The sequence below is a fragment of the Lysobacterales bacterium genome, from assembly GCA_016721845.1.
GTDB lineage: Bacteria > Pseudomonadota > Gammaproteobacteria > Xanthomonadales > Ahniellaceae > JADKHK01.
On the sequence record JADKHK010000013.1, the window covers coordinates 664752 to 683931 of the forward strand.

At 63.4% G+C, this 19180-nt stretch carries 17 protein-coding genes and 1 pseudogene; 15 read left to right on the plus strand and 3 right to left on the minus strand.

Features of this window, described 5'->3' with window-relative positions; genetic code table 11:
• The first annotated feature begins 94 nt into the window (after positions 1-94).
• From IPP28_10370 to IPP28_10405, 8 genes are all read left to right on the plus strand, one after another.
• Entirely contained in the window at positions 95-1054 is a 960-nt protein-coding gene (locus IPP28_10370; protein MBL0041424.1) for an ABC transporter ATP-binding protein, read from the plus strand.
• Entirely contained in the window at positions 1051-1812 is a 762-nt protein-coding gene (locus tag IPP28_10375; protein ID MBL0041425.1) for an ABC transporter permease, read from the plus strand. Before IPP28_10370 ends, IPP28_10375 begins: the two co-directional genes overlap by 4 nt.
• A 75-nt stretch (positions 1813-1887) precedes the next feature.
• Positions 1888-2112 carry a DUF1902 domain-containing protein gene (locus tag IPP28_10380; GenBank protein MBL0041426.1) on the plus strand — a complete coding sequence of 75 codons (225 nt, stop codon included), beginning with the start codon at positions 1888-1890 and terminating at the stop codon, positions 2110-2112.
• Positions 2112-2306 carry a type II toxin-antitoxin system HicA family toxin gene (locus tag IPP28_10385; protein ID MBL0041427.1) on the plus strand — a complete coding sequence of 65 codons (195 nt, stop codon included), beginning with the start codon at positions 2112-2114 and terminating at the stop codon, positions 2304-2306. Before IPP28_10380 ends, IPP28_10385 begins: the two co-directional genes overlap by 1 nt.
• Positions 2307-2394: 88 nt before the next feature.
• Positions 2395-3138 carry an SDR family oxidoreductase gene (locus IPP28_10390; protein ID MBL0041428.1) on the plus strand — a complete coding sequence of 248 codons (744 nt, stop codon included), beginning with the start codon at positions 2395-2397 and terminating at the stop codon, positions 3136-3138.
• Positions 3135-4565 (plus strand): deoxyribodipyrimidine photo-lyase, encoded by a 1431-nt coding sequence (locus tag IPP28_10395; GenBank protein MBL0041429.1) that lies wholly within the window; start codon positions 3135-3137, stop codon positions 4563-4565. Before IPP28_10390 ends, IPP28_10395 begins: the two co-directional genes overlap by 4 nt.
• A 70-nt stretch (positions 4566-4635) precedes the next feature.
• Positions 4636-6207 (plus strand): wax ester/triacylglycerol synthase family O-acyltransferase, encoded by a 1572-nt coding sequence (locus tag IPP28_10400; protein ID MBL0041430.1) that lies wholly within the window; start codon positions 4636-4638, stop codon positions 6205-6207.
• 77 nt (positions 6208-6284) lie between these two features.
• Positions 6285-6425 carry an entericidin A/B family lipoprotein gene (locus IPP28_10405; protein MBL0041431.1) on the plus strand — a complete coding sequence of 47 codons (141 nt, stop codon included), beginning with the start codon at positions 6285-6287 and terminating at the stop codon, positions 6423-6425.
• Positions 6426-6485: 60 nt separating this feature from the next.
• Here IPP28_10405 and IPP28_10410 read toward each other — a convergent pair whose 3' ends face one another.
• Positions 6486-7202 carry a CsgG/HfaB family protein gene (locus IPP28_10410; protein MBL0041432.1) on the minus strand — a complete coding sequence of 239 codons (717 nt, stop codon included), beginning with the start codon at positions 7200-7202 and terminating at the stop codon, positions 6486-6488.
• Between the two features lie 246 nt (positions 7203-7448).
• On the opposite strand from IPP28_10410, the gene IPP28_10415 reads away from it, so the two are divergent.
• The 4 genes and pseudogenes from IPP28_10415 (at position 7449) to IPP28_10430 (ending at position 10941) form a co-directional block, all read left to right on the plus strand.
• Entirely contained in the window at positions 7449-8255 is an 807-nt protein-coding gene (locus tag IPP28_10415; protein MBL0041433.1) for a hypothetical protein, read from the plus strand.
• Positions 8256-8782: 527 nt separating this feature from the next.
• Positions 8783-9568: a zinc metalloprotease gene (locus IPP28_10420; protein MBL0041434.1), complete on the plus strand. Its 786-nt coding sequence runs from the start codon at positions 8783-8785 to the stop codon at positions 9566-9568.
• 175 nt (positions 9569-9743) lie between these two features.
• Complete coding sequence (locus IPP28_10425) at positions 9744-10244, plus strand: hypothetical protein (protein MBL0041435.1); 501 nt, start codon at positions 9744-9746, stop codon at positions 10242-10244.
• Between the two features lie 20 nt (positions 10245-10264).
• Positions 10265-10941 (plus strand): annotated as a pseudogene (locus IPP28_10430) (transposase).
• A gap of 539 nt (positions 10942-11480) precedes the next feature.
• On the opposite strand, the gene IPP28_10435 reads toward IPP28_10430, so the two are convergent.
• Entirely contained in the window at positions 11481-11732 is a 252-nt protein-coding gene (locus tag IPP28_10435) for a hypothetical protein (protein ID MBL0041436.1), read from the minus strand.
• Here IPP28_10435 and IPP28_10440 point away from each other — a divergent pair.
• Complete coding sequence (locus IPP28_10440; protein MBL0041437.1) at positions 11713-14121, plus strand: hypothetical protein; 2409 nt, start codon at positions 11713-11715, stop codon at positions 14119-14121. The two genes, IPP28_10435 and IPP28_10440, sit on opposite strands and share 20 nt — an antisense overlap.
• Positions 14122-14228: 107 nt before the next feature.
• Positions 14229-14882 (plus strand): response regulator, encoded by a 654-nt coding sequence (locus tag IPP28_10445; GenBank protein ID MBL0041438.1) that lies wholly within the window; start codon positions 14229-14231, stop codon positions 14880-14882.
• A gap of 37 nt (positions 14883-14919) precedes the next feature.
• On the opposite strand, the gene rne is transcribed toward IPP28_10445, so the two are convergent.
• A complete protein-coding gene (rne, locus tag IPP28_10450; protein MBL0041439.1) occupies positions 14920-17808 on the minus strand; it encodes a ribonuclease E in 2889 nt (962 codons plus the stop codon).
• A gap of 387 nt (positions 17809-18195) precedes the next feature.
• Here rne and IPP28_10455 point away from each other — a divergent pair, with 387 nt between their 5' ends.
• Complete coding sequence (locus IPP28_10455) at positions 18196-19176, plus strand: RluA family pseudouridine synthase (protein MBL0041440.1); 981 nt, start codon at positions 18196-18198, stop codon at positions 19174-19176.
• Positions 19177-19180 lie beyond the last annotated feature (4 nt).

A 19180-nucleotide genomic window follows, 5' to 3' on the forward strand; every position in this document is an offset into this window, starting at 1 on the left:
AGAGCGTTCCTGGCGTCGAACGACGAATGACCTGCGGCGACCAGTGGCTTCAATCGCTACACTCGATCCCGACGACAACCGGGAAGGAACCGACATGGCGGCAGCAGTGCAGGCGGAGGCGCGGGCCGCTGAGCCGATCGTCTCGATCCGTGCTTTAACCAAGACTTACGCGAACGGGTTTTCGGCGCTGAAGGGCATCGACCTCGACATTCGGCGCGGCGAGATCTTCGCCTTGCTCGGGCCGAACGGGGCGGGCAAGACGACCCTGATCAGCATCATCTGCGGCATTGTCAATGCATCGAGCGGCCGCGTCGTCGCCGACGGTTTCGACAATGTGTCGGACTTCCGCAAAGCGCGCGCCCGCATCGGCCTGGTGCCGCAGGAACTGCACACCGACGCCTTCGAAACCGTCTGGGCCACCTGCAATTTCAGTCGCGGGCTGTTCGGCTTCAAGCCTGCCCCGGCGCATATCGAACAGGTGCTCAGGGATCTGAGTTTGTGGGACAAGCGCAACGACAAGATCATGACGCTCTCGGGCGGCATGAAGCGGCGTGTGCTGATCGCCAAGGCGCTCTCGCACGAGCCGAGCATCCTGTTCCTCGACGAACCCACGGCCGGCGTCGACGTCGAACTGCGCCACGACATGTGGAACGTCGTGCGCCGCCTGCGCGAGCGCGGCACCACGATCATCCTGACCACGCACTACATCGAGGAAGCCGAGGAAATGGCCGACCGCGTCGGCGTGATCCTGAAGGGCGAGATCATCCTCGTCGAGGACAAGAGCACGCTGATGAAGAAGCTCGGCAAGCGCGAACTGGCGCTGCATCTGAACGAGCCGCTGGCCGCGATCCCGGCCGCGCTCGCCGATCTCAATCTCGAACTGCAGGAGCAGGGCAGCGTGCTCGTCTATCGCTTCGACGCGGGTGGCGAAGCGACCGGCATCTCGCGCTTGCTGAACCGCCTCGGCAGCGAGGGCATCGGCTTCCATGATCTGAAAACCAGCGAAACCTCGCTCGAAGAAATCTTCGTCAGCCTGGTCAAGGAGCGCGCATGAACTGGCTGGCCATCGCTGCGATCTACAAGTTCGAGATGTCGCGCTGGTTCCGCACCATCGGCCAGAGCGTGGCCTCGCCGGTGATCTCGACCTCGCTGTATTTCATCGTCTTCGGCGCGGCGATTGGCGCGCGCATGGGCGCGATCGACGGCGTCACCTACGGCGCCTTCATCATTCCGGGCCTGATGATGCTGTCGATCCTGAACGAGAGCATCGGCAACGCCTCGTTCGGCATCTACTTCCCGAAGTGGTCGGGCACGATCTTCGAGATCCTGTCGGCGCCGGTGTCCTGGGGCGAGATGCTGCTCGGCTACGTCGGTGCGGCGACGACCAAATCGGTGCTGCTCGGTGCGCTGATCCTGGTCACCGCGCGCGTGTTCGTGCCCTACGAAATCGCGCACCCGGTCTGGATGCTGTGTTTCCTGCTGCTGACCGCGGCCAGCTTCTCGCTGTTCGGCTTCCTGATCGGCATCTGGGCCGATTCCTGGGAAAAACTGCAGACCGTGCCGCTGCTCGTGATCACGCCGCTGACCTTCCTCGGCGGCGCGTTCTATTCCATCGACATGCTGCCCTCGCCGTGGCGCGAGCTGACCTTCTTCAACCCGGTCGTGTACCTGATCTCCGGCTTCCGCTGGAGTTTCTATGGCGTCTCCGACGTACCCGTCGGTTACAGCGCCGCCGCCATCGCCGGCTTCCTCGTCACCTGCGTGCTGATCGCGCGCTGGATGATCCTGAGCGGGTATCGCCTGAAGCGTTGAGTTCGGAGGCGGTCGATTCCGGGTGGCGTCGCCACTGGTGCTAGGATTTCATTGCGGTTGTGGGAGCAGGTTTCCATGCAAAAGACGTACTTCGTGCACGCGCTTTGGGATGACGAAGCACAGGTGTGGGTCGCGAGCAGTGACGATGTGCCGGGCCTGGCCACCGAGGCTGCAACTAGCGAGGAACTCGTCGAGAAGCTCAAGCTTCTGATCCCTGAACTGCTGGCGGCCAACGAGATCGATTTCGCCAGCCCGGTCGCGTTCGAATTGCTCACGCGACGGTTCGAGTTCGCCGCCTGATGGAAGGTTTTTCAGCCGAGTTGAAGCGAATGTTGCTCGCTGCCGGTTGTTACTTCGTGCGTCCCGGCAAAGGCGATCATGAAATCTGGTGCAGCCCACTGACCGAAGTGAGATTCGTGGTCGACGCGAAGATCCTGTCTCGTCACACCGCAAACGCGGTACTCAAACAGGCCGGATTGCCCAAGCGGTTCTGAGTCGTCCGCGAGTCCGCCGATGGCCCTGCATTCACGGCCGATGCACGCAGGTGAAAGTTAGGCTGCGCGCATGGTTACGGGGACATCGATGAAAACGGTGCTGATCGTTGGAGGTCGCGGTGGCGTCGGTCGTGTGTTGGCCGAACGGTTGACTGCACGCGGCGTGCGCGTGGCGCTGGTGGGGCGGGGTGTAGCGCCGGACGGTTTGCCCGAGGGCGCGACGTGGATCGTGGCCGATGCGAGCACCGCAGATGGCGCGGCGCATGCCGTCGCGGCGGCGACCGAGGTGTTCGGCGCACCGCCGGATAGTCTCGTCAACGCCGCCGGGTCGATCCTGATCGCGCCCATCGCCCGGACCAGTGAAGCGCAATATCGCGAGACCTTGGCCGCGAATCTCGATACGGCGTTCTTCCTGTCGCAGGCGTATGTCGCGGCCTTGCAGAAGGCCAAGCGTGGCGGCGCGATGGTGCTGTTTTCGTCGGTCGCGGCGCGTGTCGGATTGGCGAATCACGCCGCCATCGCGATCGCGAAGGCCGGCGTCGAAGCCTTGGTGCGTTCGCTTGCGGCCGACGTTTCCGCTCAGGGCATCCGCATCAATGCGATCGCGCCGGGTCTGCTGGACACGCCGCTCGGTGGGCGTTTTCTCTCTTCCGAACCGATGCGCGAGCAGATGGCCGCGCAGTATCCACTCGGTCGTGTCGGCACGGCGGAGGATGCCGCGGCACTGGCCGAGTTCCTGTTGTCCGATGTGGCCGCGTGGATCACCGGCCAGGTGATCGGCCTCGATGGCGGATTCACGGCGGTGCGACCGCCGGTTCGGAAGGCGTCATGAGCGCTGCCATCGTCTGGTTCCGCCGCGACCTGCGCCTGATCGACCATCCCGCGCTGGATGCCGCCGTGCAAAGCGGCTTGCCGGTCATCGCGCTGTACGTGCATGCGCCGGAAGAGGAGGGCGAATGGCGATCCGGCGCGGCGACCGACTGGTGGTTGCATCACAGCCTGACGGCGCTCGATGCGCAGCTGCGCGAACGCGGAGGACGGCTGATCGTGCGCCGTGGTCCCGCGTTCGCGGCGATCACGCAGCTGATCGGCGAGACCGGCGCGGTCGCGGTGCACTGGAACCGCTTGTACGAACCGGCCGCGATCGCGCGCGACCAGACCATCAAGCAGCAGTTGAAGGCCGATGGTTTCATCGCCGAGAGCAACAACGCCGCGCTGTTTGTCGAACCCTGGCAGGTGAGCACGCAGACCGGTCAGCCGTATCGCGTGTTCACGCCGTTCTGGCGGAATGCGGTCACGAGGATCGCGGATGTCCTGCCGCTGCCGGCACCGAGTGACCTGCGCTTCGCCGATGCCGAACTGCAGTCCGAGTCGATCGCATCGCTGAACCTGTTGCCGACGATCCGCTGGGATGCCGGCATGGCCGCCACCTGGACCCCGGGCGAGCAGGGCGCGCTGGCGCGATTGCGCGATTTCGTCGATCACGCCACGCGATACAGCAAGGAGCGAGATCGCCCGGACCTCGTCGGCACCTCGATGCTGTCGCCGCACCTGCATTTCGGCGAACTCTCGCCGCGCCAGATCCTCGCCGCGCTGCAGCTCGAAGCGCAGGGCGATCCGGGCTGGATGGATCGGGTCGAGCATTACGTACGCGAACTCGGCTGGCGCGAATTCGCACACCACTTGCTGTTCCACTATCCGCACACGCCAAACGCGAACCTCAATACCCAGTTCGACGAGTTCCCCTGGGCCACACCGGACGATGCACTGCTCGCGGCCTGGCAGCGCGGCCGCACCGGCATCCCGATCGTCGACGCCGGCATGCGCCAGTTGTGGGAAACCGGCTGGATGCACAACCGCGTGCGCATGATCGTCGCCTCGTTCCTGACCAAGAACTTGCGCTATCACTGGATCCACGGCGCGCGCTGGTTCTGGGACACGCTGGTCGATGCCGACCTCGCCGCGAACACGCTCGGCTGGCAGTGGGCCGGCGGCACCGGGGCCGATGCCGCACCGTACTTCCGCATCTTCAACCCGGTGCTGCAGGGCGAACGCTTCGACCCGGACGGCGTTTACGTCAAGCGTTTCGTGCCGGAACTGGCGCAGGTGCCGGCCAGCGTCCTGCACAAGGCGTGGACGCTGAAGCCGTCGGAGCAGGCCACGTTCGGCGTCCGCGACGTGTACGCCCGGCCGATGCTGGATCTGGCGAAAACCCGCGACGCTGCGCTGCTGGCCTACGCGTCGATCAAGCGGCTCTGATCCTCGTTGACGCCCTCACGACGCACCGGTACAACCAAGACCGGTGCGAACAATGCGGGGAGCGCAGGCCATGGCGGTGATGACGATGGGGCGACGCGGCCGCGAGCCGATGTCCAAGGTCGATACGGCCTGGTTGCGCATGGAGCGCGCCACCAACCTGATGATGATCTCGGGCGTGATGATGTTCGAGACCCACCTCGACATCGACCGCTTCAAGCGCATGTTGCGCGAACGCTTCCTGGCCTACCGCCGTTTCCAGCAGAAGGCCGTCGACACCCCGGCCGGCGCGTACTGGGAAACCGACACCGATTTCGATCTCGACTGGCATGTGCGGCTGACGGCATTGCCGGGTAAGGGCGGACGCGAGGAACTGCAGCGATTGGTCTCCCATCTCGCCTCGACGCCGCTGGATGCCTCGAAGCCGCGCTGGCAGTTCCATATCGTCGAGAAATACAACGGCGGCAGCGCGTTGATCACGCGCATCCACCACTGCTACGCCGACGGCATCGCGTTGATCCAGGTGCTGTTGTCGCTGACCGACGTGAAGCCTTCGCCGGAAAAGCACATCGAACTGGCCAAGACCTGGCTCAGCGAAGATCGTGGCTCGGTGCTCGAACGCCTGCTGCAACCGGCCCGCGAAGGCCTGACCAATGCGCTGCACATGGGCGAGAAGGTGATCGAGAAGGGCAAGGAATTGATCGCCGATCCGGAACTGGTGCAGAAGCTGGCGGTCGAGGGCGGCGAGATCGCGCGTGAACTCGGCATCGCGCTGAGCCTGCCGGATGATCCGATCACCCGCTTCAAGGGCGCGCTCGGCGTGAGCAAGCGCTGTGCCTGGGCCGAGCCGCTGCCGCTGGCCGAAGTCAAGGTGATCGGCAATGCGCTGGGTTGCACGGTCAACGATGTTTTGCTCGCTTGCGCAGCGGGCGCCCTGCGTTCCTATTTGCTTGAACGGGGCGATGACCCGGATGGATTGACGATCCGTGCGACCGTTCCGGTCAACCTGCGTCCGCTCGAGCATGCGAAGAAGCTCGGCAACCATTTCGGTCTGGTGTTCCTGAACCTGCCGATCGGCGAATCGAATCCGCTGCGACGCCTCGAACGGGTGGCCGAGAACATGCGCGAGTTGAAGCGGTCGCGCCAGGCGATCGTTGCGTTCGGACTGCTGGCCGCGCTCGGCATGGCCCCGGCGGCGTTGCAGAAGACGGCGCTGGAAATGTTCAGCCGCAAGGCATCGGCCGTGGCGACGAACGTGCCGGGTCCGCAGATGCCGCTGTATTTCGCAGGGTGCAAGATCGTCGAACAGATGTTCTGGGTACCGCAGACCGGGTCGATCGGCATGGGCATCAGCATCCTCAGCTACGACGGTGCCGTGCATTTCGGATTGATCACCGACGCCAAGCTCGTGCCCGATCCCGAACTGATCATCAATCGCTTCGCGGCCGAGTTCGAGAAACTGTTGCTGATCGCGCTGATGGAGGACTGGAATACCGACATCACGCCGGCCGACGCCGAAGCCACGCTGCGTCGCTTCGCGGCCGTCCAGGCGGCCGCGCCAGGCGCGAAGGCAGCGCGCAAGCCGAGCGCGAAGCGGCCCTCACGCGCCGAGGCGCAGAAGCGCAAGCTGCAGGAACTCGCCTGAAATCTGCGTCCCTACGCACCTTCCAGGCGATGCGGGGCATGGTAATTTCGCGCCCGCAATTCCAACGGGAGACGATCATGACCAAACTCGTTCTGCGCAGCCTCGTGCTGGCATCGTTCGCCATCGGATTGATGGCTTGCAACACCGTCAAAGGTGTCGGCAAGGACATCAAGAAGGCCGGTGAAACGATCGAGAAGACCGCCGAGAAACACGACTGATTCACGCCGAAAAAAAAGAGCGGGCCGAAGCCCGCTCCTGTCGTCTGGTTGTTGCCTGGATCAGTCGTCCAGGTCCAGCGCACCCTTGGTCTTCTCGCGACGGCGGCTTTCCTTGGCGTCATATTCGTCGACGCAGGCATCCTGCTGCACCATCACGCAGTCCAGATAGTCGGTGATCTCGATCAGGGCCGCGCGGATGGCCTTGCCGGCCGGCGTCTTCTGCTGCTTGCCGAGTGCGCCGCCGAAGCCGCCGCGGGAAATGCCGATGCTCATGCCGCCACCCTTGGCATTGCCTTCGATGGTGCGGACGAAGTCGATTTCGCCGGTGGTGGCGTTGATCACGCGCAGATCGATCGCGAGGTAGGCCGATTCCTTGTTGCCGCCGAGCGAAATGCCCTTGAAGCTGATGCCACCGCCGGTGCTGGCCGTGTTTTCTTCATAGGCACTCACGGTGCCGGCGATGAGGTACTGCGCGCCGGTCAGCTTGCCGATGCGGGCGCCGGTACCGGCCGCGATGCGACCGGAGGCGGCGAGGTTCTGCTCCGACAGCACGGCCTCGATCTTGCTGCGTTCCAGCACCTTGAAGGAACCGGTCGCTGCGAGTTCGTTGGACACCATGCCGGCGAGTTCCCAGCCCACGCCACCACTCCACCAGCCGGCGCTCGTTTCATTGTTGAATTCGATGACCGCGACCGTCGGCTTGCCGCCCCCGGCGAACACCGATCCTGCACCGCACAGCGTGGCGGCGGTGGCAAGTCCCAGCAACAGCTTCTTCATGATGCAATTCCTCACAGGGTGGAAACCAATTGGCCGCAGGCCAGCCTCGGCGTGCGGGGGCGGAACGATTCTAGCCATGGGCGCGCAAGCTGCAAACGATTGTCGCAACCGGCGATCTCGCCCCGCCTCGACTCTCAATACGTAAACCAGTCGTGAAATCGGCCACGGCAATGTGTTGTAGAAGGAAAACTCTAGCCGATCCATTCAGCTTACGTTCCGGCAAAGCTGCCATGCCAGGGTGCCCAAATGAACACGAAAACTCGACTGCTTCCGCTACTCATCGCCCTAGCCATCGACCCGGCAGTGGCTGCTACGACGGTGGACATTGCCGATCGCGACGTTGACGCTCTGGTCGCCTCGATTCATCACGCCAACCAGTCGCGAGAGGCCACCACGATCCGCCTTGCACACGGTGGCCTGTATACCCTGGTCACCGCGTCGGACGAAAACCGTGAACTCGGCCTGCCGGTGATCACGGGAGACATCACGATTCTCGGCAATGACGCCGACTTGCGCCGGTATTCGGACGAGGACTTCGCGCTGGTCGCCGTTGCCGATGGGGGCAAGCTCAAACTTGAACGCCTCACGCTCGCCGAAGGGTCACGCGGTGCGCTGGTGAATCGCGGCGAGCTGGAACTCGATCAGGTGCGTGTCGTCGACAACATCGCCAAGAATGTCCCGGCGATCATCGAGAACTACGGCCAACTGCGCGTGATTGGCAGTGAAATCAGCTACAACCAGCTCGCCGGCACCCAGCGCGATGCGGGCACGGTGCTCAACTACGGTCGCCTCGACTTGTTGCGCTCCAGCATCGAATCGAACTGGATCAGCCGCCGCTACGACTCGCTGGTCGCTGCCTCCGCGGTACTCAATCTCGGCGAGCTGAAGCTGGCCGAAGTGCGAGTGCGCGAGAACACGGCGATGCCGGAACTGGTCGAGACCTCGTTGGGTGCAATCGTGAATGTCGGCAATGGCGCCTATCAGGCCTCCGACTTGACACTCGAACACAATGAGCCTGTGGACACGTTGAGTGCAGCCCGTCTCGCCAACTGATTGACCGTCCCGCTTCCGCAGCAACCAGGCCCGCCACGTGCGGGCCTGGTTGCTTTTGACGACTGCGTCACACGATTGGAAGCGTGATCATGTTCACGGTTGACAAATCGTTGCAAAACAAGATTTCACGCTTGAATGCGTCATCATATTCAATCAGTTCAATTGGATAGATCCCAATACGGAAGCGTATTGGCGACCGCAACGGATCGTGACGTCGAGAGGATCGGGCGAAATGTGCGGCGGCGCAGCATGACGTTCAGCAGGTGTGCGGATATCAATTCCGCCGCGAGTCAGGGGGATGCAGGACGCATCAGACGCGACGTCACGTCGGCGCCGATAGCAGGCGCGGGAATCGTCTGGCCTCCGCTCACGCACATCATCCCAATCCTTTGGAGGAATCCGTGAAGAAAGCGTCTCTCGTTCTTGGCTCGCTCACCCTGCTCGCCGCTGCCATCTCGACGGCCCACGCCGTGCAATTGATTGACGTGCAGTCGGATGTCGATGCCGTGCAGCAGGACATCCACTTCATGGACGGCAAGGGCAGCCTCGTTCGCGGCAAGCGCTGCAATGTCCAGGATCCGAGCATCGAGGAACAGGCACGCGTCCAGGCGGAAATCGACAAGCGCCTGCTTGATCCGTCCTTCATGATCAACGCCAAGGCCGGCAACGTGGTCAACATTGCCTGGCACATCACCACCTACGGCGGCCAGGGCAATGTCACCGACGCCCAGATCGCCAGCCAGTTGCAGGTGCTGAACAATGCCTATGCCGGCACCGGCTTCAGCTTCGCGACCGCATCAATTGACCGCGTCAGCAACCGGACCTATTTCAACCAGTGCTACGGCGCCGGCGAGAAGAAGATGAAACAGGCGCTGGCGATCGCCCCGGCGACGACGCTGAATATCTACACCTGCAATCCGTCGCAGGGCATCCTCGGCTATGCCACCTTCCCGAGCAGCTACGCCGAGTCGAGTTCCATGCACGGCGTCGTGCTGCTGCACTCGTCCCTGCCGGGCGGTTCGGCTGCGCCGTACAACCTCGGTGATACCGCGACCCATGAAGTTGGCCACTACCTTGGCCTGTACCATACCTTCCAGGGCGGTTGCACCGGTGGCGATTCCGTTGCCGATACCGCACCCGAGTCCAGCGCTGCCTTCGGTTGCCCGACCGGACGCGATAGCTGCGCCGGCGGCGGTCTCGACCCGATCACCAACTTCATGGACTACACCGACGACGCATGCATGAACACCTTCAGTGCCGACCAGACGGTGCGCATGCAGCAGCAGGTCGCGACCTACAAGCCGAACCTCTGACCGGTTCCTGCGTCATCCGGAAAAAAAATGGGCGCCTTCGGGCGCCCTTTTCAATTTGAAACAGTCGTAAGTTCCAGCTGGGCTCTATAGACTTCACAAAATCTGAGAAACAAGTCACGTTTCTTGGAACGAAACATGCGAATCCAGCGCATACATATAGATGGAGTCCCCGCTTATGAGCCGTGTCCGAATCGAGAAACGATCCGCAGTGCTGTCAGTTCTCACCTCGAGTTTGTTGGCACTGATGGCCACGAACGCGCAGGCCGGATTGACCGATGTGCCGCTAGCTTGGACTACTTACACACCGGCTCCGTACTTGGTCGGCAACGTGCCCGTTCGCGATCCCGAGGGTGGACGTACTCCCGACTCGACCAACGGCGGAACCAGCTTTGGCGGCGCCGACGACTTGTCCTCGGGTTGGCCACAGACTACGGCGACGTGCAATCCGGTCTCAGCAGGAGTTCGATGCGGTGCTCAACCTACCGCCTATTTCGAATGGAACAAGAGAGGTACCTTGACGGAAGCGGATGACTACTTCTTTTTCCGGATGAGGGTCAATGGCTCACCAGACGGGAATAACGATGGCCTGCTCGATCAGAATCACTGGAATGTCTTGCTCGATGTAGATGGCGATGGTTTTAAGGAGCCTATCCAGAATTTTGTGTGCGAGGCATAACATGACGACCAGGAGCATGTATGCCGAGCAAGAAGAGGAAAGCGGTTGACGCCGCGATGGCGGCTTTGCCGTCGATACCCAAAGAGCTGATCGACCATTTCGTGACCGGCCCGATGAGCGCGGAGGCCGTGGCGATGGCGTCGGCGGCGTTCAAGAAGGCGCTGATCGAGCGCGCGCTGCGTGGCGAGCTGACGCACCACCGGGCTATCCGCCGGGGCTGAGAAGCCAGCGGATGCGGCGAACTACCGCAATGGCAGCAGCGGCAAGACTGTGCTGACCGATGACGGCCCGCTGCGCATCGATGTGCCGCGCGATCGCGACGGCAGTTTCGATCCGCTGCTGATTCCCAAGCACGAGCGCCGGTTCGCCGGCTTCGACGACAAGATCGTGTCGATGTGGCGCGGCATGTCGGTGCGCGAGATCCGCGGCTTTCTTGCCGAGCAATACAGCGTGGACGTGTCGCCGGAGTTCATCAGCACGGTGACCGACGGGTGAGCGGGCCCGGGGGGGGGGCGGCGGGCCGCCCGAGCTCCGTCGTGTTCTTCGACGCACTACGCGTGAAGATTCGCGAGGAAGGCGTGGTGCGCAACAAGGCGATCTACCTGGCGCTTGGCGTATTGCCGGACGGCACGCGCGATATTCTGGCTTGTGGATCGAGAACACGGAGGGCGCGAAGTTCTGGCTGAAGGTATTCAACGCCTAGACGGGGGGCAGGGGGAGGCGGTGGGCCGACGACCGTTGTCGCACGGCGGCGCGGGGGGCGGGGGGGGGGGGGGGGGGGGGGGGGTGCAGCGCGGCTGCGCAAAATCATCAAGAGGCGCGGCCACTTTGCCGACAGAGCACGAATGACTGGCTGCCTGGGAACATCACGGGACTGGAGCCGATCAGCCAAGGAATGGCGCGAGTCGGCGCGGGACGCTTCCGCAAATGACCACGCCCGCACGCGGCCATCGCAGCGACGCCCCGCGGGGACTTTTCAGGAACGCCTCACACACAAAATTTCTGACAGCCCCGTTTTAAGGAGTTCTGGGTCGATATTGCCGGCAAGGACGATGTCGTTAATCTCTACTTTGAGGATGTCGCTCGCCAAGATCTCACCGTCAGCCCCAATCCGATTACCTTGCGTGTCGCACAGTTCAGGGCATGTGCGAGTACACCTGTAAGCGGGACCTGTCAGTACTCCCACACCCGTATTGTCAACATAGGCGACGGCACCGGCGAGTCCTATGTCGATGTTCAGATTCCCGTGAATGTTTTCGACAACACCGCTGGCGGCACGCAGCAGGTCGATTCTTCAGACAATGTTCGACTGATCTTTTCGACGAGCAATTCCGGCGTGAATCCGTTGCAAAAGGATTTTTCCTCAACCTGCAACGAACCGTTTTTCTTTGGCACCTGCGGTTTTGGCGACACGACCCCTGTTTCTCTGACCCATGTCGCGTCGAAACGCGCGGGTGGGGCGACGGTGGTGAACTTTGCGACGGCCATCGAGGCCGCGCACTCCGGATTCTTCATCGAGACGAAGCAAGGCGGCGAGTGGAAGACGGCGCGTTTTGTGCCTGGCTCGGAAGGGCCGACCCCGCTGCAGCGTCGCGACTACAGTGTGACGCTGAAGGGCAACTTTGGCGGCGAATATCGGCTGGTCGAACTGGATTCCCAGGGCGGCAAGCGCGTTCATGGCCCTTATCGGGTCGGCCGCAACTACGGCGACGCCCATCCGGCCGCATACCGCAGCATCGACTGGAAGTCCGCAGCGGCAGAGTGGCGTTCCAGCGAGGCGGCATTGAACAAGTCCCGCTCGGTGGCACTGGCGACAATGTCCAAGGCGGCCACGCCCGGCGTGTCCCGTCCGCTGGCTGAAATCGAGGTCAGCGAACCTGGCGTCGTGCGCGTCCGTGCGGCCGAATTGCGTGCGCTCGGCGTGTCGATCGACAGCATCGATACCGGTGACTATGCATTGATCCGTGGCCACGACGCGGTTCCGCTGTACACCTCGCGCTCCGGCGGCACCCTGGCCGACAGCGACTACATCGAATTCGTCGCCGACTTTGTGCCCACCCTCTATACGCGTAGCGCCGTCTACCAGTTGCGCGCGGACAAGGCGCGTTCGTCCCGCGTCACGATTCGCAATGCCAACGTGCCGAACAGCGGCCGCGCGCCGGCGTTCCACATCGCGACCCGCAGTTTCGAGACCAACCGTACTTACAGCTTCTCGGCGCCGACGGCCGACCCGTTCTACGACGCGCGGATCCTCGCTTACGGGCGCCCGGCCAGTTATGCCAAGCAGATCAGTCTTGATCGACTGTACGCGCAGGGTGGCGATGTCCAGGTCAAGACTACCTTGTGGGGCGGCGCCGACTTCCCGGCCAGTCCCGATCATCATGCCGTCATCAGCATCAACGGCGTGCAGGTCGCGGATGAACGCTTCGACGGCACCGATGCGGCGGTGGTCCAGGCGTCCCTGCCGGCTGCTTCACTGGCGGCCGGTGCCCTGTCGCTGAAGATCGACCTGCCGTTCGACAATGGCCAGATCTTTGACCTGGTGAACTATGACCGTCTCGACGTGACCTATCCGCGACAGCTGGTCATGGACCAGGGCAAGCTCGACTTCGAACTCGATGCCGACATCGTGTCGGTGGGCGATGCGGGCAGTGCCGATGTCAGCGCCTATGCCTTCGATGGCAACAAGTTGACGCGGCTTCGCACCTCGGTAGTGTGCACGACGGCCGCAGCGGCGCCTTGCACGGTGCGCTTCGCCGGCTTGCCGGGCCTGAAGCGTTACGTGATCGGCAATGCGACGGCCGCGCAATCGAGGCGAGCGCTGCGCGCTGCGCCGGCCGACGCGAACCTGTTCGCTGGCGATGCCGACCTGTTGATCGTGAGTCACGCGCAGTTCCGCAGTGTGGCCGAGCGCCTTGCCGATGCGCGTCGAGGCGAAGGTCTGACGGTTGATGTCGTCGATGTCGCCGATGTCTACCGTCAGTTCGGCAATGGGTCCCCCGATCCAGCGGCCATTCGCAGCTACCTGGCCGAAGCCAAGCAGCGCCGCCTCACCCAGTACGTCGTCCTGTTCGGCGGCGACACCTACGACTATCACAACAATCTGGGCTACGCGACGATCAGCCACATTCCCTCGTCCTACGTGGCCTACGACAAGATCTCGCGTTTCGTGCCCAGCGATGCCGATGTCGTCGATTTCGACCGCGACCTGGTTCCGGACCTTGCAATCGGCCGTTTGCCGGCGCGCACCTCGGCCGAAGCCAATGCGATGGTCGACAAGATCCTCGCCCATGACCGCATGCCAGGATTCAATCGCGTGACGATGGTGGCCGACCGCGGCGCCTTCGCCCAGAAATCCGCCGTGATGGCTGCGCTCATTCCGGCCGACATTTCGGTCGAATCACTGAATCTCGACACGTCGACCGTCGTCAATCTGCGCAATGCCATGCTGGCGGACCTCGCGGAGGGCATCGACGTGATCAACTATGTTGGCCATTCGTCGCCGACCCAGTGGTCATTCGAGAACATCCTCACCACCGGCCAGGTCGCGAGCATCAACGCGCCGCGTCCGTTCATCGCGAGTCAGCTGGGTTGCTGGAACGCCTACTATGTCGACCCGCGCTACGACAACGTTTCGCGCGCCATGCTGGCTTCACCGACTGCAGCAGCTGCGGCCGTCGGCCCGACAGGACTTGCGGACGATGTGGCCGAGGAAGTGTTTGCACAGCACTTCTTCCCGCGCTTGCATGGGGGTTCGGCGCGTATCGGTGATGCGGTGCTCGATGCCAAGCAGGCGATGCGCGCGCAGGGTGACCGGCCGATCGATATCCAGCTTGGCGTGAATCTGCTCGGGGATCCGAGCATGCGATTGCATTGATCGCGACATTTGCACGAAGAAACCCGGCGCAAGCCGGGTTTTTTCTTGCAGGAGCGAGGGTTGCGGGCGTCTAATCGAGTGACGATGGGACGCAGGAGGCAGCCGTAATGATTCGCGTGATCTTTGTGGACGACCATGCGATGGTGCGTACCGGTTATCGGGCATCACTCGCAAGCGTGGCCGATATCCAGGTCGTGGGGGAGGCTGGTACTGGCGAGGACGGCGTGAAGCTGGCGCGCGAACTGAAGCCGCATGTGGTGCTGATGGACTTGCATCTGCCGGGTATCAGCGGATTGGAGGCTGCGAGTCGCATTCACCAGCACGATCCCGACTGCAAGGTGATTGCGTTGACCGGGCACAATGAATCTCCGTTTCCGCGCAAATTCATCGAAGCCGGCGCGGCGGGATATGTCACCAAGGATTGTCCGGTCGAGGAACTGGTGCAGGCCATTCGCACGGTGGCGTCGGGGCGCCGTTTCATCAGCCAGCACATTGCCCAGGCGATGGCGCTCGATGCGATGAATGGCGCGAAGTCGTCCCCCTTCGAACAGTTGACGAAGCGCGAGATCGAGATCGTCGTCGCGCTGGCGCAGGGCGAGGACATGCCGACCATCGGCAAGCGTCTGCATGTGACGGCCAAGACGATCGCATCGCACAAGTACAACGTCTTCAAGAAGCTCGATGTCGACAGCGATGTGGCACTCGCGCACATGGCCATCCAACATGGACTGGTCGACGCAGGCAAGAAAAAGCCGCGCTAGGCGCGGCTTTTTCTTTCTCGTGCGGATCAGCGCCTGATCAGGGCGCTGCCGGTGGCTGGTCCGCTGTATCCGGTGCCGATCGCGGCTCGTTCGAATCCGCGACCGCATCCGCTTCGGTGCTCGCCGCTTCACCTGCAGCTGGCGTCGATTCCGTCGGGACGAACGACGGTGCGTGCAGGGCATAGGCGATCGCGGCCGCCATCGGGCGAGCCTGCGGAATATCGGCATAGCGGGGCATGTCGCGCGATGCACGTGGTGCAGGAACGGCTTCCGGCTTCGCTTCGGCCTCCGGTTCGACGGCGGCCACCGGCAGTTCCAGCGACTCCTGGGCCGGAGCGGCTTCCGGTGCCGGCTTGGCGACTGGTTCGTCGATGTCGATCTTAGGCATCACCACAGTGGTCGACGCTGCGATGCCCAGCATCGGGAGCAACTGCGTGGTGGCTGCGGATTCCTTCGTGTTCTCGACGGGCGTCTCGATCACGGCCTGGACCGGTGCAGCCGGCGCGATCTCGGCGACCGCGGCCTGCGCCTCGGTTTCGCCCGACTCGTTGTCGAGTTCGTCCTCGTCATCCAGGTCCATGGCGTCGTTGCCGACACCGTTCAATTCGGCACCACCCGCTTCACGATCGCCGCGACGGCGGCGGCGTCCACCGCGACGGCCACGACGACGCTTGCCGTCGCCATTCGCGCCGGTGGCCGATGCCTCGTTGCCCAGGTTCGTGGCGGCATCGCTGGCGACCAGCGCCGCGATAATCGGCGCAGCCGCTGCAGTGGCTTCGTCGACTGGCTGTGCTGCTGCGGCCAAGGGCTTCATCGTCGCGTCGGCGGCTTTGGGCTGCTGTTGCGGACGTTCGCCGCGCTCCGGACGTTCCGGACGCTCGGCGCGATTCTGTTGCGATGATTCCGGGCGCGGCGCCTTCGGTGGCTGCGCCTGCTTTGCCTGCTGTTCGTTGCGCGGACCACGCTCCTGCTTGTCCTGCCGCTGTTGCTGCGCTTGCTGCTGGCCGCGATCCTTCTGGCCTTGCTGCTGTCCGCCACGGTCCTGGCGTTCATTGCGCTGCTGGCCATCCTGGGGCTTGCCGCCGCTCTTGCGCTCGTCACGGCGCTGCTGATGTTTGCCCTGCTGCGGACGACCATCGCGGCCTTGGGTCGGCTTCTGCTGCGGTGCCGGGGCAGTGGTTGACACGACCGCTTCACCGGCACCGAACATGCTGTCCCAGAGTCGACGGAAGAAACCGGCTTGCTTGGGCGCATTGGTCGTCACGGCGACAGCTTTCGCGATCGGCGCTGCGGCCGCGAGCTCGGCGGGTTCGTCGCGCATCGGCACCGGTGCAGTCGGCGTGATGCGGGTGACGGCCGGCAGTTCGACCGGCTCGACCGGCTGCGTCGAGGTCGGCAGCGGCGTCGGCGTGATGGCCGTGACGCGCTCGTAGCTCGGTGCGGTTTCCATCGCGATTTCGCTCGCGCGCAGGCGACGTACCTCGTAATGCGGCGTGTCCAGCTTCTCGTCGGCGACGATGATGATGCTAGCTTCCTGGCGCGTTTCGATCTCGATGATGGCGCGGCGTTTCTCGTTCAGCAGGAAGTTCGCGATGTCCGCTGGCACCTGCACCAGCACCTGGCCGGTGTTTTCCTTCATCGCCTCTTCTTCGACGATGCGCAGGATCGACAAGGACAGCGATTCGATGCCGCGGATGCGGCCATGACCTTCGCAGCGCGGGCAGACATTCTGTGTCGCTTCGCCGAGAGACGGACGCAGGCGCTGGCGGGACATTTCGAGCAGGCCGAAACGGGAAATGCGTCCGATCTGCACGCGAGCCCGGTCGACCTTGAGCGCGTCGCGCAATTTCTCTTCGACTTCGCGCTGGTGCTTGGCCGACTCCATGTCGATGAAGTCGATGACGATCAAACCGCCCATGTCGCGGATGCGCAACTGACGCGCGACTTCCACGGCTGCTTCGAGGTTGGTGTTGAACGCCGTTTCCTCGATGTCGCCGCCCTTGGTGGCCTTGGCCGAGTTGATGTCGATCGAGGTCAGGGCTTCGGTCTGGTCGATGACGATCGCGCCGCCCGAGGGCAGGCGCACCGTGCGCTCGAACGCGTTCTCGATCTGCATCTCGATCTGGAAGCGCGAAAACAGGGGCACGTTGTCTTTGTAGAGCTTGAGCTTGCGCAGGTTTTGCGGCATCACCTGCTGCATGAACTGGCGCGCATCCTCGTACAGTTCTTCCTGGTCGACGAGGATTTCGCCGATGTCGTTGCGCAGGTAATCGCGCAGCGCCCGGATCATCAGTTTCGACTCCTGGTAGACCAGGAACGGGGCAGGGCGACCCTGGGTCGCCTCGGTGATCGCCTTCCAGACCTGGAGCAGGTAGTCCAGATCCCATTGCAGCTCTTCGGCATCGCGGCCGAGGCCGGCGGTGCGGATGATCAAGCCCATCTCGTCGGGGAGCTTGAGCTCGTCCATCGTTTCCTTGAGGTTCGAACGATCCTCGCCCTCGATGCGGCGCGACACGCCGCCGGCACGCGGATTGTTCGGCATCAGCACGAGGTAACGGCCGGCCAGGCTGATGAACGTGGTCAGGGCGGCGCCCTTGTTGCCGCGTTCTTCCTTGTCGACCTGGACGATGATCTCGCGACCTTCCTTCAACAACTCGCGGATGCCGGCCTTGTTCGGGTCCAGTCCGGGCGTGAAGTATTCGCGTCCGATCTCCTTGAGCGGCAGGAATCCGTGGCGTTCGCCGCCGTATTCGATGAAACAGGCTTCCAGGCTGGGTTCGACGCGGGTGATGCGACCCTTGTAGATGTTCGATTTCTTCTGCTCGCGCGACGGGATTTCGACATCGAGGTCAAACAGGTTTTGGCCATCGACGATAGCCACGCGCAACTCTTCCCGCTGAGTTGCGTTGATCAACATGCGCTTCATTGTGAATGCTTCCTTGCGCTCCTGGCGCGGCGCCCGCTTCGGCACTGGATCTTCGGGTCGTCGCGCGCGGGGCTTTCGCCTCGCCACGCAGCGTTCGACTTCTTGGATCCGGCGGCGGTACGCCCGGTCGGGCGCAAACGTTACTGGGGTGTTGGATTCGGTAGTCTCCGGTCGAATCCGGGCCGGTCGGTGACGTCACACCGAGGCGGTTGTGCTTCCGCACTATCCGCAAGAGCCTGCTGCTCGGATACGATGCACGGGTGCAGGACGTTCTCGTCACTGCATCATTCCCGTCCCGTCCGTTGCGGCAGGCGCGACAAACGGCTTCGATAAGTAATTGATCGAAGCCCGTTTTCGACGCTGATCGCAGAGCGATTCTAGCCGCCGATGAGCAAACCCGCAAACCCGAGGCCGCCCGAGGCCGAAGTCGCCCCGATGCCGTCGGTCCAGATCCTCACGATCTCCGAGGATCGCGACGGCCAGCGCCTCGACAATTTCCTGTTCAACGCGCTCAAGGGTGTGCCGAAGACGCATGTCTATCGGCTGCTCCGGACCGGTCAGGTTCGGATCAATGGCAAGCGCTGCAAGCCCGATACCCGTATCGCGACCGGCGACCTGGTGCGGGTGCCGCCGGTGCGCGTGCCGGAGCCACGCGATCCCGGACAGGCGCCGGAGCGCCTGCTGCGCGCGGTGCCGACCTGGGTGGTGTTCGAGGATCGCCATTATCTGGTCTTCAACAAGCCCAGCGGGATTGCCGCGCATGGCGGCAGCGGCGTCAGTTTCGGCGCCATCGAACTGCTGCGTCAGGCCCGGCCCGATGAGGATTTCGAACTGGTGCATCGCCTCGACCGCGACACCAGTGGTGTGCTGGTGTTCGCCAAGCGGCGACCGGCCCTGACCCAGTTGCAGACCGAGATCCGCGAGAACCGCACCCGCAAGCGCTATCTGGCCTTGCTGTCCGGGCAGTTGCCGAAAGACAAGATGCACGTCGATGTCGCACTGGCGAAGAATGTGCTTCAGGGCGGCGAGCGCATGGTCACCGTCGACGACGACGGCAAGCCTTCCCGCAGCACGTTCCGGGTGCTCGAACGATTGCGCGACGCCACCTACGTCGAAGTCTTGATCGAGACCGGACGCACCCACCAGATCCGCGTCCACGCCCAGCACCTAGGACATCCGCTGCTCGGCGACGACAAGTACGGCGATACCGAAGCGAATCGTGCCGCGAAGCAGCACGGCCTGAAGCGCCTGTTCCTGCATGCCGCCGAGTTCGGTTTCAGCGCGGGCGAACCGCGTCGCGATTACCGCTTCGAAGCGCCGCTGGCGCCGGAACTGGAAGCGGTCCTGGCGAAATGGCCGCGCGCGTAGGCGC

Excerpts from the sequence above, each read along its gene's own strand:
- IPP28_10370 (MBL0041424.1), top strand. The coding sequence starts at position 95 with ATGGCGGCAGCAGTGCAGGCGGAGGCGCGGGCCGCTGAGCCGATCGTC.
- IPP28_10375 (MBL0041425.1), top strand. The coding sequence starts at position 1,051 with ATGAACTGGCTGGCCATCGCTGCGATCTACAAGTTCGAGATGTCGCGC.
- IPP28_10380 (MBL0041426.1), top strand. The coding sequence starts at position 1,888 with ATGCAAAAGACGTACTTCGTGCACGCGCTTTGGGATGACGAAGCACAG.
- IPP28_10385 (MBL0041427.1), top strand. The coding sequence starts at position 2,112 with ATGGAAGGTTTTTCAGCCGAGTTGAAGCGAATGTTGCTCGCTGCCGGT.
- IPP28_10390 (MBL0041428.1), top strand. The coding sequence starts at position 2,395 with ATGAAAACGGTGCTGATCGTTGGAGGTCGCGGTGGCGTCGGTCGTGTG.
- IPP28_10395 (MBL0041429.1), top strand. The coding sequence starts at position 3,135 with ATGAGCGCTGCCATCGTCTGGTTCCGCCGCGACCTGCGCCTGATCGAC.
- IPP28_10400 (MBL0041430.1), top strand. The coding sequence starts at position 4,636 with ATGGCGGTGATGACGATGGGGCGACGCGGCCGCGAGCCGATGTCCAAG.
- IPP28_10405 (MBL0041431.1), top strand. The coding sequence starts at position 6,285 with ATGACCAAACTCGTTCTGCGCAGCCTCGTGCTGGCATCGTTCGCCATC.
- IPP28_10410 (MBL0041432.1), bottom strand. The coding sequence starts at position 7,202 with ATGAAGAAGCTGTTGCTGGGACTTGCCACCGCCGCCACGCTGTGCGGT.
- IPP28_10415 (MBL0041433.1), top strand. The coding sequence starts at position 7,449 with ATGAACACGAAAACTCGACTGCTTCCGCTACTCATCGCCCTAGCCATC.
- IPP28_10420 (MBL0041434.1), top strand. The coding sequence starts at position 8,783 with ATGGACGGCAAGGGCAGCCTCGTTCGCGGCAAGCGCTGCAATGTCCAG.
- IPP28_10425 (MBL0041435.1), top strand. The coding sequence starts at position 9,744 with ATGAGCCGTGTCCGAATCGAGAAACGATCCGCAGTGCTGTCAGTTCTC.
- IPP28_10435 (MBL0041436.1), bottom strand. The coding sequence starts at position 11,732 with ATGGCCGTCGCAAAGTTCACCACCGTCGCCCCACCCGCGCGTTTCGAC.
- IPP28_10445 (MBL0041438.1), top strand. The coding sequence starts at position 14,229 with ATGATTCGCGTGATCTTTGTGGACGACCATGCGATGGTGCGTACCGGT.
- rne (MBL0041439.1), bottom strand. The coding sequence starts at position 17,808 with ATGAAGCGCATGTTGATCAACGCAACTCAGCGGGAAGAGTTGCGCGTG.
- IPP28_10455 (MBL0041440.1), top strand. The coding sequence starts at position 18,196 with ATGAGCAAACCCGCAAACCCGAGGCCGCCCGAGGCCGAAGTCGCCCCG.